Annotated in this window: 13 protein-coding genes and 1 tRNA gene; 10 read left to right on the top strand and 4 right to left on the bottom strand. The window is 49.5% G+C overall.

What is annotated here, in order from left to right; all coding sequences use genetic code 11:
* Positions 1-69: 69 nt before the first annotated feature.
* The 10 genes from accC to G499_RS20885 all read left to right on the top strand — a co-directional run bounded on the left by accC (position 70) and on the right by G499_RS20885 (position 10,427).
* Positions 70-1,572, top strand: coding sequence for an acetyl-CoA carboxylase biotin carboxylase subunit (accC, locus tag G499_RS0103990; protein ID WP_026998874.1), 1,503 nt, complete (start codon positions 70-72; stop codon positions 1,570-1,572).
* A gap of 18 nt (positions 1,573-1,590) precedes the next feature.
* Positions 1,591-2,094, top strand: a complete 504-nt coding sequence (locus G499_RS0103985; RefSeq protein WP_026998873.1) for a hypothetical protein — start codon at positions 1,591-1,593, stop codon at positions 2,092-2,094.
* 87 nt (positions 2,095-2,181) lie between these two features.
* Positions 2,182-3,045: an SPFH domain-containing protein gene (locus tag G499_RS0103980; protein WP_026998872.1), complete on the top strand. Its 864-nt coding sequence runs from the start codon at positions 2,182-2,184 to the stop codon at positions 3,043-3,045.
* A 12-nt stretch (positions 3,046-3,057) separates the two neighbouring features.
* On the top strand, positions 3,058-3,546 hold the full coding sequence (locus G499_RS0103975; protein ID WP_026998871.1) for a hypothetical protein: 489 nt from the start codon (positions 3,058-3,060) through the stop codon (positions 3,544-3,546).
* Between the two features lie 200 nt (positions 3,547-3,746).
* Positions 3,747-5,027, top strand: a complete 1,281-nt coding sequence (locus G499_RS0103970) for a DUF2851 family protein (protein ID WP_026998870.1) — start codon at positions 3,747-3,749, stop codon at positions 5,025-5,027.
* 124 nt (positions 5,028-5,151) lie between these two features.
* Positions 5,152-5,225: transfer RNA gene (locus G499_RS0103965), tRNA-Pro, on the top strand.
* Between the two features lie 113 nt (positions 5,226-5,338).
* The gene (locus G499_RS0103960; RefSeq protein WP_051295891.1) at positions 5,339-5,689 is read left to right on the top strand and encodes a phage holin family protein; all 351 of its coding nucleotides are present in this window, start codon (positions 5,339-5,341) and stop codon (positions 5,687-5,689) included.
* A gap of 109 nt (positions 5,690-5,798) precedes the next feature.
* Positions 5,799-6,629: a Rossmann-fold NAD(P)-binding domain-containing protein gene (locus tag G499_RS0103955; RefSeq protein WP_035726555.1), complete on the top strand. Its 831-nt coding sequence runs from the start codon at positions 5,799-5,801 to the stop codon at positions 6,627-6,629.
* Between the two features lie 32 nt (positions 6,630-6,661).
* Positions 6,662-7,762 carry an FKBP-type peptidyl-prolyl cis-trans isomerase gene (locus tag G499_RS20890; protein ID WP_161627691.1) on the top strand — a complete coding sequence of 367 codons (1,101 nt, stop codon included), beginning with the start codon at positions 6,662-6,664 and terminating at the stop codon, positions 7,760-7,762.
* Between the two features lie 220 nt (positions 7,763-7,982).
* Positions 7,983-10,427, top strand: coding sequence for an OmpA family protein (locus G499_RS20885; protein ID WP_026998867.1), 2,445 nt, complete (start codon positions 7,983-7,985; stop codon positions 10,425-10,427).
* Between the two features lie 59 nt (positions 10,428-10,486).
* On the opposite strand, the gene G499_RS0103940 is transcribed toward G499_RS20885, so the two are convergent.
* From G499_RS0103940 to G499_RS0103925, 4 genes are all read right to left on the bottom strand, one after another.
* On the bottom strand, positions 10,487-10,921 hold the full coding sequence (locus G499_RS0103940; RefSeq protein WP_211231581.1) for an FKBP-type peptidyl-prolyl cis-trans isomerase: 435 nt from the start codon (positions 10,919-10,921) through the stop codon (positions 10,487-10,489).
* A gap of 329 nt (positions 10,922-11,250) precedes the next feature.
* Positions 11,251-12,489 carry a homoserine dehydrogenase gene (locus G499_RS18640; protein ID WP_035726554.1) on the bottom strand — a complete coding sequence of 413 codons (1,239 nt, stop codon included), beginning with the start codon at positions 12,487-12,489 and terminating at the stop codon, positions 11,251-11,253.
* A gap of 89 nt (positions 12,490-12,578) precedes the next feature.
* Complete coding sequence (locus tag G499_RS18635) at positions 12,579-13,670, bottom strand: homoserine O-acetyltransferase family protein (RefSeq protein WP_081413634.1); 1,092 nt, start codon at positions 13,668-13,670, stop codon at positions 12,579-12,581.
* A 127-nt stretch (positions 13,671-13,797) separates the two neighbouring features.
* Positions 13,798-15,093 carry an O-acetylhomoserine aminocarboxypropyltransferase/cysteine synthase family protein gene (locus tag G499_RS0103925; RefSeq protein ID WP_026998865.1) on the bottom strand — a complete coding sequence of 432 codons (1,296 nt, stop codon included), beginning with the start codon at positions 15,091-15,093 and terminating at the stop codon, positions 13,798-13,800.
* Positions 15,094-15,424 lie beyond the last annotated feature (331 nt).

Here is a 15,424-nt window from a genome sequence, read left to right as displayed (position 1 = left end):
AATGTTGAAATATTTGGTAAATTTGAACAACAGACTAGTACTCATTGACTTGACACATTTTAATTATTAATGAAAATACGCAAACTTTTGGTCGCCAACCGTGGCGAGATAGCCTTGCGCGTGATGCGCTCCGCCCGCGAAATGGGCATCGCTACTGTAGCTGTATTTAGCGAAGCCGACCGTCAGTCTTTACACGTTCGTTATGCCGATGAGGCCGTCTGTATTGGCGAAGCTGCCTCTTCGGCCTCTTACCTACGAGGTGAGAAAATCATTGCAGCGGCTCAACAAACCGGCGCCGATGCCATCCACCCGGGCTACGGGTTCTTGTCTGAGAATGCCGAATTTGCCAAGGCTGTCCGTGCAGCAGGGTTGATTTTTGTAGGGCCTTCGGCAGAGGCTATCGCTGTAATGGGGAGCAAGCTGGCCGCCAAAGAAGCAGTGGGCCAATATGATATTCCGTTGGTACCCGGTACGCCTGGTGCTATCCAAGAAATAGCCGAAGCCAAGGCTGTAGCCAACCAAATTGGCTATCCGGTGCTCATCAAGGCCAGCGCCGGCGGCGGGGGCAAAGGAATGCGGGTAGTGGAGCAAGAGGCTGACTTCGAAGAGCAAATGCAACGCGCCGTAAGTGAGGCTACTTCTGCCTTTGGCGACGGAGCAGTGTTTGTTGAAAAATATATTGGCTCACCCAAACATATCGAAATACAAATACTCGGCGACCAACACGGCAATGTGGCTTATCTCTTTGAGCGTGAGTGTTCGGTACAGCGTCGCCACCAAAAAGTAGTCGAAGAAGCCCCTTCGGCCATTGTATCGCCGGAGATGCGCCGCGCTATGGGCGAGGCCGCCGTAAAGGTAGCCCAAGCCTGCCAGTATTATGGAGCAGGCACGGTGGAGTTTATCGTAGACGAGCAGCGCAATTTTTATTTCTTGGAAATGAACACCCGCCTGCAAGTAGAACACCCTGTTACTGAGATGATTACAGGCATCGACCTTGTCAAGGAGCAAATCCGCATTGCCCAAGGCGAAAAACTTAGCTTCCAACAAGAAGACCTACGCATCCGGGGGCATGCCATCGAAGTTCGGGTGTATGCCGAAGACCCCAAGAACAATTTCTTGCCCGATATTGGCAAGCTCCGTGTATACCAACGCCCTCAGGGCTTGGGCATTCGGGTAGACGATGGCTTTGAGCAAGGAATGGACATCCCCATCTATTATGACCCCATGATTGCCAAACTCATCACCCACGGCAAAGACCGCCAAGAGGCCATCGAACGGATGAAACAGGCCATTGATACCTATCAAATCGTCGGAATTGAAACTACCCTGCCGTTTTGCCGTTTCGTATTAGAGCACGAGGCTTTTGTTGATGGCTCTTTCGATACTCATTTTGTAGCCCAACATTACCGCCCTGAAGTCTTGGCACAAGCCTCCACCGAAGACGATAAGACCGTGGCCGCTGCGCTCGCCGGGTGGGTTCACAGCCAGCAAAGCCCCGCTGCACAACCTGCAGCCAATGGTGCGAGCGCCCCCCAAGCCATCAGCCCTTGGCGCAAAAACAGATTAGCTTAAAAATTACCCCCTGACTTTATGCACACAGGAGACCACGGCATTGAATTGGACAAACTTTTTTACCAAGCCGACCAAGAAATCAAAGATGGGAACATCAGCCAAGCTTTTGATACCCTCACTTACATCATCGAGCAAGATGCCCGCTATGGCAAGGCTTACAATCACCTTGGCTGGATGTACGAAACCAAATACAAAAACTACCACAAGGCCGAAGAATGCTACCGCCTAGCACGCCGCTATGCTCCTGAGTATACTGCCGTATACCTCAACTACGCCGTGTTGCTCTCTACCCTTGAGCGTTGGAACGACCTCCAAGAGCTGCTACATGCCTCTCTCGAAGTACCCGGTATCAACCGTGGCAAGATTTGGAATGAATTTGGCATTATGTACGAAATGCAACTCAACTATGATGAGGCTGTTGAAGCTTACAAAAACGCTATCCGCTACTCCATCGCTAATGAGGATATAGACACCTACCGCGCTTCAATCGAGCGCTGCAATAACAAACAAGCCCTGGATTAGTCCCTTCTATATCGGCCAAATGGTGGGTAACTTCCCCACCCATTTGGCCCAACACACTCTCACCGTTTAACACAAACTCACAAACCTATGAAATCAATACAACTAAAGCGCTTGGCTGCGTTCGCACTCCTACTCCCCCTATTGGCCTCTTGTGCCCGCATCGATGCCGGACATGTAGGCCTGGTCGTAAACCTCTATGGCTCTAAGCGTGGGGTACAAGACGTAGCTGAGGTTACAGGATTTGTATGGTACAACCCCATGACCACCCGCATCTATGAGTTCCCTACCTTTGTGCAAAACGTCGTATTTACCGACGGGCGCAACGAAGGCAGCACTTCACAAGAAGGGTTTAGAGTAACGACCAAAGACGGACTCAGTGTCGCTTTTGATATATCGCTCAACTATCGGGTAGACCCCGGGCAAGTATCCAAGATTTTTGTCAAATACCGTAAGCCTCTCCACGAGCTAGACCGCACCATCATGCGCAACTTCCTGCGCGATGCCTACAACGAGGTTTCGGGGCGCTACACCGCCGAGCAACTCTACGAAAACAAGAACAAGTTTATGGAAGAAGCCGAGAAGCAAATCTCTAACCGCTTGGGCAGAGAAGGCTTTATTGTAGAGCAGGTCGTATTGCTCAATGAGCTGCGCCTTCCTAAGAGTGTGATGGCCAATATTGACGCAAAAATCAACGCTCGCCAAATTGCCCTCAAAAAAGAACAAGAAGTAGCCCAAGAGCGCGCCGAGGCTCAAAAATCTATCGAACAAGCCAAGGGCGCTGCCGAATCTATCCGTATTCGTGCCGAGGCCGAAGCCAACGCCAACCGTGTCGTGGCTGAGTCTATCTCCCCGAACCTCATTGAGTATGAGAAAGTAAAAAAATGGGATGGCAAAAATCCGCAATATGTGGGAACAGGCACCGGAGGTGCGGTGTTTTTCAAGGGACAATAAAACCCACATTGCATGAAACCACTAATCAAACACTTGCTCCCCTTGGTACTTGGTGTTTTGCTATACACCCAACCAGTACAAGCTCAAAAACAATATCAAATGGCCAAGCACCAACTACGCTTCGAAACGCCGGATGATTTTGTGATTGACAAGCAAACCGATGATTTCTTTGTAGGCAATACCCGCAACTCAGGCATCATCACCTTTAGCCTCAACGCTGTTACCAACAAAAAACGCAGCAGCCAAGACCGAGAAGCTGCTCTCTTGGCACTGCTACAAGAAATGGCCAACAGCGACGAGGTGCAAATCAGGGAAATCGCCGAGCACGAGCAGGCCGGATTTACTGGTCTCATGGCTACCGCTACTGTAGACGGATATCCCGCTCTCTGCTTGTTTATGCACGCACCCACGGGGAGTACCAAGTTTTTTGCGATGGTGGTACACCGTACCAATGCCCAAGAAGCCGCACAAACACTGCTCGACAGCATTCAGCGCTATTAATACACCAAAACAGAAAATACCCTTAATACCCCCCGGGTGCTTAATCGCTGAAACCATTCAAGTCCTTAGTGAGGGGGGTGCAACCCTATTGCTAAGGACTTGTGCCAAATTGGTAGAAAAGCCAAAAATATTTATTCAAAAATCAGTGGTTTGTTGTATAGCTAATAAAAATATGCTATTTTCCGCAAAACAAAACCACTATGCGCGAAGACTTTTTACACTTCGTATGGCAATACCAAGCCTTTGATACAAACCACTTGGTTACTAGCTCAGGGGAGCCACTACACATCCACCATCGAGGAATTACCAACCTGAATGAAGGTGCTGATTTTCAGATGGCTAAAATGACCATAGGGACAGTACTCTGGGTTGGGAGTGTCGAGATACACCTGCGTTCTTCAGACTGGCAGCGACACCAACACAGCCAAAATCTACAGTACAACAATGTAATTTTACACGTAGTATGGCAAAATGACGCTCCCTGTCTGCGCCCCGACGGTAGCCCTATGCCCACCCTAGCGCTAGAAGGATTGGTAGACCTGAACCTCCTTCAACAATATCAGGGGCTGATGCAAAGCCAAGCGCCCATCCCCTGTGCCACACAACTCCCCAAAGTAGCGCCACTCATACGTACAATGACCCTAGACAGAGCGCTAGTACAACGGATGGAGCTCAAAGCCCAACGCATCGCCCAATATCAAACCAACCAAGACTGGGAACAAAGCGCCTATCAGGCATTGGCTAGGGCTTTGGGAGCCAAGGTCAATGCAGAGCCATTCGAAGCCCTCAGCCGGCAGGTTCCGCTCAAAATACTCCACAAACACCGTGACCAACTGCTTGCTTTAGAGGCGATATTGATGGGCGTAGCCGGACTATTGCCCCAAGAACCAACGGATAGCTACAGCCAACAATTGGTAGAAGAATACCGCTTTTTAGCACATAAATATGACCTTGCGCCGCAGCAACTCCCCACTGAGATGTGGCAATATAGCCGTTTGCGCCCGGGGAGCTTTCCGCCTTTACGTGTCGCCCAACTAGCAGCACTTATCCATCAAGAGCCGCACTGGTTCAGTACTTTTTTGCGAATGCCAGCCAAAGCACTCCTTCAGTACTTACAAATAAAACCTTCTGAGTACTGGCAAAGACACTATCAGTTTGCCAAAAAACAGGAGCGCCCCTCGGGCAAGTTAGGCAAGAGTACAGCCCAACAGATTGTCATCAATGCCGCTGCCCCCTTGTTGATGTGGTATGCCCAGTTGCAGGCCAATCCTGACTATGCCGAGAAAGCCGTAGACTTGCTCGAAAGCCTGCCACCCGAAGACAATCACCGCCTGCGGATGTGGTATGACCTAGGCTGGGAAGCCAAAAACGCCCACGACTCACAAGCCCTGTTGGGCCTGTATGAAGGTTTTTGCGCCCCAAAACAATGCCTACGTTGTAGCATCGGGACAGCCTTGCTAAAAAATAAACCAGACTCATAATCAGTTAATTATCGACTTTTAATCCAGCACAGACAGAAAAAACAGCCGAACACTTGCAAAATTCAGCACTGTGTTGCTATATTTGCAGTCCCAAAAGGGGTTGCTTTTTTAAGCAATCATTGTTCGGGGTGTAGCGCAGCCCGGTAGCGCACTTGCATGGGGTGCAAGGGGTCGTGAGTTCAAATCTCGCCACCCCGACGAACAATAAAAGCCTGTAGGTCTTGTACCTACAGGCTATTTTTGTGCGTTACAGCTAGATGGCAGCATTTTTTTAGTATCTTCGCTCTTCACATCGCAACCGACTTACCCTTATGGACTTCATTGTGTTTGCCAAGCGCTTGTTGACTTTTTTCATCGCCATTATGTTTGTAGGCATTATCGTGCCCGATATTGAGTTTAATGGACTGGTGCCGGCCTTTATTGTTACGCTCTTGCTGGCGCTTATCAACACTTTTGTAAAACCTGTACTTAAGTTTCTGGCTCTCCCCCTGACTATGGCAACAATGGGCTTTTTTCCGCTACTGCTCAACCTTGTCATTGTCTATCTACTCGCAGACTTTGTGCCTGGGTTTTCTGTGGGGGGTATCTTGTGGGTCTTTTTGTTCAGTAGCCTCCTTTCGGTAGTGTTGTGGTTTGTTGACCGCTTGGTGCGGGCTGTATAAACCTGACACCAAGCGAATTGCTACAGAATCACAACTAAACTTACAAAGTAAGCGCTAATGTCCAAGATTTGTTTAGTTTTGAACTTTTAGACGCTCAATAAAAACGCTCATGTACGGAATCATTGGTTTGGGTTGGCTTGGTTGGCCATTGGCACAATACTGGGCTGCCGAAGGTTTGCCTGTTTGGGGTACACATACACAACCCGAACGTTTTCATCCCAATGTATCGCCCCTCATACAACAGGCACAGCTTCGCCTTGATAGCGATGCTGGGGATATCCTGCCTCCCTGCCCCGAACAAGTACAATATTGGGTTATCAATATCCCGCCACGCCTGCGTGCTGGCGCTACAGATTATCCCGCCCAAATGGCACGCCTTGTTACATGGATGTATGACCGCCGTACAATACTCCCTCCCTATGTCATCTTGATCAGCTCAACATCGGTCTACCCTGATGTCTCCACGCATGTAAGCGAAGTCGATGCCATTCCCAACCCCGAAGATGAAAACCTGCTATTACAAGCCGAATATCTAATGCAGCAAGCCTTTGGCAACCAACTGACCATCTTGCGTTGTGGCGGGCTGATGGGCTACGAACGCATTCCCGGGAAATATTACCGAGGTAAAAAAGACTTGCCGGGAGCAGATGTGCCTGTGAATTATGTTCATAGAGATGATGTGGTGCAAATTATTCACCAAATCATACAACAAAAACACTGGGGAGACGTGTTTAATGTAGTAGCCCCCCAGCACCCTACCCGCCAAGCTGTCATCAGTCAAAGCATCGCCGATTGTGGCTGGGAAGAAGCCCAATTCAATGATACCAAGATACTGCCCCACAAAGTTGTATTGGCAGACAAACTGCAAACAAAACTCGGATACAAATTCCTATACCCTGACCCGCTCCATTTTAGCTATACCCCTTCTTTGGCCTCTTAAAAATGTCTAGCCCACTCTTTGGTATGTTTGTTATGAAAAAATACTTGCTCTTGTGTTTGGTCTGTGGATGGATTGTCATGATGAACTTGCCTCAAGTCTTGGCACAGCGCTTGGCCATAGACCAAGGAACCATCAGCTTCCAACACCGTAATACCACCAACCGGCGGATTTTGGTGTATAACGACTATGCCAAATTTCATTTGCAAATACACCGAAGCGATGATTCAGTAGTATATACTACCTATCCTGACCGCCCTGCTACCCGTATTTTATCACGGCTATCGCACCCACAAAGCTACGAAAAAGGTGATCGCGGGGTATTACACGACTTCCTGCTCAAGCTGGCCGTAGGCGATAGTGCAACCTTAGAGATACCCGCAGCAGTCTATTTCAACGCCATCCAAAAACCCGTACCACATTATCTACAGCCGCACGAGCAACTGCGGTTTGTCGTAAAAGTATTGGATGTAACAACCAGAGCCAAACTCGACAACCTAAAACGCGAGGCCAACCGCCAACAAATCAAAGCCGACGAAGAACAAATATTGGCATACCTGAGCAAAAACCGCGAAGGAGTACAATACAACAAAACCTACTCAGGGGTGCGTTATGCCATTTATGATAAGGGGAATGGCCGCATCCCCAAAGCCTCTGATATTGTCAGTATTGCCTATACAGCCCACCTCTTAGACGGTACTTTTGTGGCATCTTCAGAACTTTATGGGCCGCTAGAATTTCCCGTAGATCAGTTTTTTGTACCCGATGGCCTAAGCGAAGGAATCAAAACCTTGCGTGAGGGTGGGCGCGGTTCTTTTATCATCCCATCTACCCTAGCCCACGGCGCTAAGGGAATACCCGGCCTTGTGCCACCCAATGCTATCATGGTGTTTGATGTAGAGCTACTCGAAATTCTGCGCGAAAATGCCACCATCGACAAAAGCAGACTCTTGCCTGACGCAGTCAACATTGACCCCCGCAACCTTGGCACAGAGACCAACCTCGACAAAGTGATTGTTGAAGAAGTAGGCAAAAGCCGGCTGGTATTGGATAAGGAAAAAATGCAAAAGTATGAAGAAGATGCCCGAAAACGTAAGCTAGATAATCCAGGGGGTAACAGACCCAAACAAAAGTAGGGCGCTTCTGTGATTTAGATGCTAAGGCCATTAAAAATCTCCTTATCGATTGGGCTACAAAGCCACTGATAAGGGTTTGTGCCGAATTTTCGGAAGCTCCATTTAGTAGAGAAGTTTCTCTCTAAAGGCTGAGCTACATTACTATAAGCACTAATGTATGCCCATATTTATCTAATCTGAATGAAGCAGCTAGCCCTGCCCAACGATTTGTTGTGTGTTTATGAAAATAACGCCTTTAGTAATAACACTCCTAGGAGTACTTTGGGGCTTTCCCATCTTTGCACAAAGCAATAATGAGCCACAGCTGAGAATTCGCCTCCATCCGGCACAAATCTATGCTCCACAACAAGTAAATCTCAGCTGGGAGGGGAGCAATGTTCGCCGTGTGGAGATTGTGGGACTGGTAGATGAGCTGCCTCCCAGTGGAGAGTACCTCCTCAACTTTGAGCCAGATACACAATACAAACTCATTGCGTACGGGAAAAAACCAAAACAAATGCGGACATACAATGTTCGCATCCCTTTTAAAACCCTGAAAATCAATCATTTTATAGCCAAAGACACCTTACTGGCCTCCGACCTGAAAACCCTCGTCAGCTGGCAGGTACAAGATGCGGTCAAGCTGCGCTTAGAAGCCAACGGGCAACTGCTAGCCGATGACTTACCACTATCAGGAAGCAAGGAAATCCGTATGGGCAAGGAACATATTTATTTGCAACTGATAGCAGAAGTTCCAGACCAACAGCTGATTATCACAAAAGCCCTATCCATTTACCATCGGTTGGGAGGAAAGTTTGAGGGAGGGAGTGTCTTGCCCAATGAAGCAGGGCTTTTGAGATGGGATATTCCACAAGCAGACAGCGTCCGGCTAGAAGAAACTTACCCCAAACCTCAAATTTTGGGGGAGGCACTTCCCGCTGTAGGAAGCCTTACGGTGGGTACGCTCGATGCCTACCCCAACGGGCGAACGTTTGTGCTGACGGCCTTCAAAGAAGGGCTGGCTATTGGCGAACAAACAGCGCGCCTGTGGTCGAGGGTTACAAGGCTACGGCTAGTGGCCAAGTTAGCACAAGAAGAAAAAGGCACTACACACCTCACCTTAGGCCAAGGAGAAATGTTTAGGTTGGTATGGAATGCGACCAACCTCGATAGCTTGCGGCTCTATGAAGAAAATAAACTCATAGGCCAATTCAAAGGTAACGGCTCGCGGACACTCACCGCACCACTCACCAGCAGAACTTACCAAATGAGGGCTTATGACCCCGAACAAAGGCACTGGGAGGAGACTTCGGTACAGGTTACGGTACGCAACAGGCATTTTGTCAAAAATAACATTGCCTTGCAGGAGCTCGCCAAAGATCATCCCATAATGATGGAAATTATCGCAACAGACTACAGCCAATACCCTGACCGGATTACCTTGCGCGTATTGGCCGTGGATACAGTGGGTAATTTTGTCAGCGGACTGGCCAATTCGCCAGACCTTGTCAAGAAGTATTTTGTAAGCCTTACCGAAAACTTCGACAAGCAGGTAGCCAAGGTCGGAAACTTTCAGGTAAAAGAAGTCAGTCGCGAGGTATCGGCTCCTTATCATTTCTCTTTGGCGCTAGATTATAGCGGTTCTATGATTGGTGCGCCCATCGCCTCATTGGAAGCCGGACTAAAAGAGTTTATCCGACAGAAAAGCCCGAAAGACCGCATCAGCCTGACTAAGTTTGACCATAACCTGCATACTGTGGTACGTGCACAAACAAACCCTGACAGTATCTTAGCCCAATACCCCATGGGGCTAAGTAAGTTTGGCGGCGCAACAGCGCTCTATGCAGCAGCAGACCTTGCCCTTGAGGTGTTTGAGCCGCAGCAGTACAATCAGGTCTTGGTTTTGATGACCGACGGGATGGATAACGCCTCATTACTACACGAAAATAAGGCTTTCTCGGCGATGGAGTTGGTGCGTAAGGCTCGCGCCCAAGGAGTAGGCATTTATCCTGTGGTTTATGGGCAAGGTGCCAATGAAGAGGTAATGCAACAAGTAGCCGAACTAACCGGCGGCTATATCTATTTTACAAATCAAGCCAAGGACCTAATCGATATTTATCAAGAAATCCCCAGGCTATTTCAACACTACTACGAAATCAGCTACAAACCCACCCCCCGCGACGGAGGGCGCTTCATCCAGCTAACATACTTCAATCAACAGTCTGAGCATCAAGCTGGAAGAGGAATGTTTGTTGGAGAGGGCTATGATTTGTCGAAGCTGGACTTGGGCGATGTCCCTAGCCTCAAGGCTGGCTTTGAGCCTATTTTCAAAGGCAAACACATCATCGCCGCACCTCAGGTGGTAGCCTTGTTTGGCTTCAACCAAGCCAATTTAGAAGAAGCCTACAAAACCAATCTGCAGCCTATCATCAGCTTCTTAAACAAACGGCCTAAGGCCGTAATAGAAGTTTATGGCCATACGGATATGGTGGGCGATACACAGCGGCAGGTTGTGCTTTCGGAGCAGCGCGCAGAGGTAGTAAAACAATACCTCATCAGCCAAGGAATAGCGCCTGAGCGTATTGCTACGAAAGGGTTTGGAAAGGCGGCTCCCGTATGGCCCGAGGAAAAAGCCCCTTGGCAGGCACAAGAAAACAGGCGGATAGAAGTGCTTCTGCTTGAGTAAATACGAAAAGCCACCTCAAAAAACTTGGGGTGGCCATATCGCTGAAAATACGCTCGTACTTAGTCGGCAGAAGGGGTGATAGACACCAATTCGATATCAAAAACTAAATCTTTGCCTGCTAGCGGATGATTGGCATCGATTACGGCTACATCGCCATTCACCTCAGCCACAGTTACAGGAATTACCTGCCCGTTGCCGGCTTCGGCTTGGAGCTGTGTGCCTACAGTTGTTGCCGGTGGCAACTCGTTCATAGGAACCTCAAACATCATTTCGGGGTTGACAGGCCCGTAGGCTTCTGCTGCCGGAATTAATACTCCTTGCTTGGCTTGGCCTACTTCCATTCCCAATACGGCGGCCTCAAAGCCCGGAATCATCATTCCTTGGCCTAGTTGAAACTCAAGCGGCTCCGCATCAACTGATGAGTCGAAAAGGGTGTTGTCCGTAAACTTTCCTGTATAGTGAACTTTTACGATGTGTCCTGAAGATGCTTTCATAATTAAAATATGCTAAATGGGAAAATAGAAAAACACAGAAGATGCGCTGTAGACAATGTTGAAGGACTAGCGCTGATGATTCAAATACAGGCCGAAGGAGTTCGACTACGAAGGTACGGCTTTTAGAACTGGAATCAAAAAATATTGGCCTTGTGTTGGCAGATGATTATTTCCCACAAAGGCAACAAGGATCGCTCATAGAGAGGTTTTTAGCAGTAGGGCATCGCTGTGTGTGCGTTGGAGGGCGCGTTTTTAGGAGATACCAACACAAAAGCCCTTGGGCTTGTTACCCCCAAAGGCTCTGTGGAAACACAAACCAAAGCAAGGACTTAGGCCGCAGTCAATGCGTCGGCTTCTTGCCGAATGGCTGTCGGTTGAGGAACTTCCCGCCCTGTGTCGGCAATGAAAATACGGCGCGCCAACAACTCTTCCCGAACATCGACCAAGTTTTGTAACGACACTACCCCGATGACATACTTGAAGCCGGCTTCGCTGTAGCGTACGCTGATTTCGGCAAAATCAAAAAGCGCCAAATCCTGCTCCTCGTGATAACGAATGTACACCTCTTTGTGGAGGGCTTGGCTGAGCTGCAGGGCACGGTTGCGCTTTGATTTTTTGTATTCATACTTATACCCATAGCGCAGCGCCGAGATGTCCGACAGTACGGCAGAGCCGGTAGGGTGGCCACCTGCGCCCTTGCCAACCAACACTTGCTTTTGCGAAAAAGCCGCCGCCACAATCACAGCATTGTACTCATTCTCGACATGATAGAGGTAGTGGTCGGCGTTGACAAACCTTGGCAATACGGCCAACGATACTTGGTGCTCATCCAACTTGATTACTTCGGCCACCAATTTGATTTTGAAGCCTTTTTCTTGGGCAAATCGCGCATCGTAGCTGCTCAGGGTATCGATACCATAATTGAACACTGCCTCCGGACGCACCAGCAGGCCGTATGCCTGAGCAGCCACAATACAAAGCTTGTACTTAGCATCAAACCCACCCACATCGAGGGTAGGGTCGGCTTCAGCAAAGCCTAGGTCTTGTGCTTGTTTGAGCGCATCGGCATAGTCTAGGTTTTCTTGCAGCACCTTGGTCAGGATGTAGTTAGAAGATCCATTGAAAATTCCCCCCACAGAGTAGAGCAGCTCATTGTCATAATACTCTGCCAATGTACGGATGATGGGAATACTGCCACACACTGCCGCCTCATAAAGCAAGGAAGTACCGGTAGCCTCTTGGATAGCCAACAACTCGGGCAAGTGCTCGGCCACCATTTTCTTATTGGCCGTTACTACATCCTTGCCCTGCTCTAGCGCTTTTTTGACAATCTCGTAGGCCTCATCGGCATCGCTGATCATCTCTACAACCACATTGATGGTGGGGTCTTCCAGAATATCATCATAATTAAAAGTAAAAAACTTCTGTGGCAAGCTGCGGGGCTTTTGTGGGTCTTTGACACAAATCCGCTCGATGCTTACCTGAAAATCAATTTTTTGGAGAATATCGTACAATCCTTGGCCTACGCAGCCAAATCCGAAAAATCCGAGTTTTAGTGGTCTGTTCATAAGTCAACAACAATTAAGGGTACTACGATTGATTAGTGATATATGGGTATAAAATTTTGATAATCAAATGTTTGACAACCTAAAATACTTTAGGGCAAAGGGTTAGACGGCAGCCAATACTGATGTTTGTAGAGCAGTGCTCTCAGGTGGTCACATTCGAGCAGAAAGCCGTCGTGCCCATAGGCTGAGTCAATTTCTTCATAAACCGCCTGTGGTAGGTGTGTGGCCAAAAACTGTTGCTCAGCCGGAGGGAAAAGCAAGTCTGAGCGAATACCGATGACCAAGGCACGGGCTTTGACCTTCGCCAGCGCGGCCTCTGCGCTTCCGCGCCCCCTGCCTAGATGGTGGCTGTCCATCGCCTTCGAGAGCGTCCAATAAGCAAAGGCATCAAAGCGATTGCACAGCTTCTGCCCCTGATACTGTTGGTAGCTAGCCGCCCTAAAGGTATGGGGCAGTTCGGGAATCTGTGGCTCGGCCTGCGTCTGTTGGTAAGTGTGGTAGTTGCGGTACGACAACAGCGCCATCGCCCGGGCGGCCTTCAGACCGGCCTTGCCTGCCTCGGCGTGCGACTCAGCCCAAGAGGCATCTGCCGCAATGGCCATTCGCTGCGCTTCGTTAAAGGCAATCCCCCAGGGCGAATGCCAGGCGTTGGTTGCGATAGGCACAATCTGTCGGAAGCGCTCCGGATACATCACCGCCCACTCCAGCAGTTGCTGTCCGCCCAAGGAGCCTCCCAAGCCTAGAGCAACGGTATGTATCCCTAGGTGTTGGGCGAGCAACTCTAGCCCCTGCACCATATCGCGGATGGTCAGCTCCGGAAATCGATGATAATAAGGGTTGGCCGTCTGTGGGTCGCTCGAAAGCGCACATGTAGAGCCATAACACGAGCCCAGCACATTGGCACACACAATAAAATAGCGAGAGGGGTCGAGCACATTGCCCACGCCAAAAAGGCCGCCCCACCAGTCATCCACACGGGCATTGCCCGTGAGCGCATGACAGACCCAGATGACATTGTCGCGGGCTTCATTGAGCTTGCCATAGGTCGAGTAGGCCAGCTGAAACTCCGCCAGTTGCCCCCCCAACTCCAATGAAAGGGGCTTTTTATGATAAAAAACCTTGTTCTTCAAGATATAAGGCGTATTTCTGAGTGCCGCTAAGGCCGTTATTTTACTTGACATAACATAATTTGGAATTGACGATGCTAGATTGACGGGCTACGAGTTTAGGTTGACGAGCTACGATTTGGGATTGACGAGCTACGATTTAATCGTAAATCCAAAATCCCAAACCGTAAACTCCCACTGCCTACAACTCCGCAAAAGCCTGTTCGAAGTCGGCACGGATATCATCGATATGCTCAATCCCCACCGACACCCTCAGCAACCCGGGCGTTACACCGGCGGCCAACTGCTCGGCTTCGCCCAGCTGTTGGTGTGTTGTCGAAGCAGGGTGGATAATCAGGGTTTTGGCATCGCCCACATTGGCCAAGTGGCTTGTCAGCTTGAGGCTGTTCACAAAGCGCTCTGCCTTGTCCTTACCGCCCTTCAACTCAAACGAGAGCACCGCCCCGTAGCCACGCTTGAGGTATTTTTTGGCCAAGCCGTGGTAAGGACTACTCTCCAGCCCGGGATAATTGACACGTACTACGTGCGGGTGCGCCTCCAGCCACTGTGCCAAAGCCAAGGCATTCGATACGTGGCGCTCTACCCGTAGCGAGAGGGTTTCCAGCCCTTGCAGCAGCAAAAAGGCATTGAACGGACTCAAGGCCGGGCCAAAATCGCGCAAGCCCTCTACCCTTGCTCGGATGATAAAGGCGATATTGCCAAAAGGCCCACCTTCACCAAAAACCTCCCAAAATTTCAGGCCGTGGTAGCCCTCCGAAGGCTCGGTAAACTGAGGGAACTTGCCATTGCCCCAGTCAAACTTGCCTGAGTCAACAATCACCCCACCGATGCTGTTACCGTGGCCGCCTATCCACTTCGTGGCTGATTGTACCACGACAGCAGCGCCATGCTCGATAGGCCTAAACAGATAGCCCGCCGCCCCGAAGGTATTGTCTACAATCAGCGGAATTTGGTGCTTATCGGCCAACGCCGCAATCGCCTCAAAATCAGGAATATTAAAGCCCGGATTGCCGATGGTCTCCAAATACAACGCCTTGGTACGCTCATCTATCAGGCGCTCAAACGCGGCTACATTGTCGCCTTCGGCAAAGCGCACTTCGATGCCCAAACGCTTGAAAGCGACCTTAAACTGATTGTAAGTACCCCCATACAGAAACGAGGTAGAGACGAAGTTATCTCCGGCTTCGAGGATGTTGTTGAGGGCAATAAACTGCGCCGCCTGCCCTGAGCCTACCGCCAAGGCCGCCACCCCGCCTTCGAGCGCGGCTACGCGCTTCTCAAAAACATCCGTGGTGGGGTTCATAATACGGGTGTAGATATTACCAAATTCCTTGAGAGCGAAGAGATTGGCACCGTGTGCGGCATCTTTGAACTGATAAGAGGTAGTTTGATAAATGGGTACAGCGCGCGCACCTGTTGTAGGGTCTACTTCTTGGCCGGCGTGCAATTGGAGGGTTTCAAATCTTAGGTCTGACATAGGAGCATATGGTTTGAGTGAGTATTTACAAAGTGTACAAAATCTATGGATTAGCTATATTGCTGATTACATACAAAAAAGCCTGAGCAGCGCTTTGGCAGTTTGTTTTTGAGGGGTAGATGTGCGAAAAGACTCAGACTAAGCGTAACGGCTTAGCACAGGGTTTCGACATCACCAAACAACTGCAAAAGCGTTGCTTAGCAACAGCAAATAATCGTTGTAATCGTAAGGGGGGTAATGGTATGAGGATAAGTACTGCTCAAATTTGCCCCAAAGGCTAAATTTGCCGAATGATTTTGGAGAAGTGCCTTGGCCTGATTGGCTACCGAAG

This window comes from Eisenibacter elegans DSM 3317, from assembly GCF_000430505.1.
Classification (GTDB): domain Bacteria; phylum Bacteroidota; class Bacteroidia; order Cytophagales; family Microscillaceae; genus Eisenibacter; species Eisenibacter elegans.
This window is presented reverse-complemented; position numbering and strand designations above follow the sequence as displayed.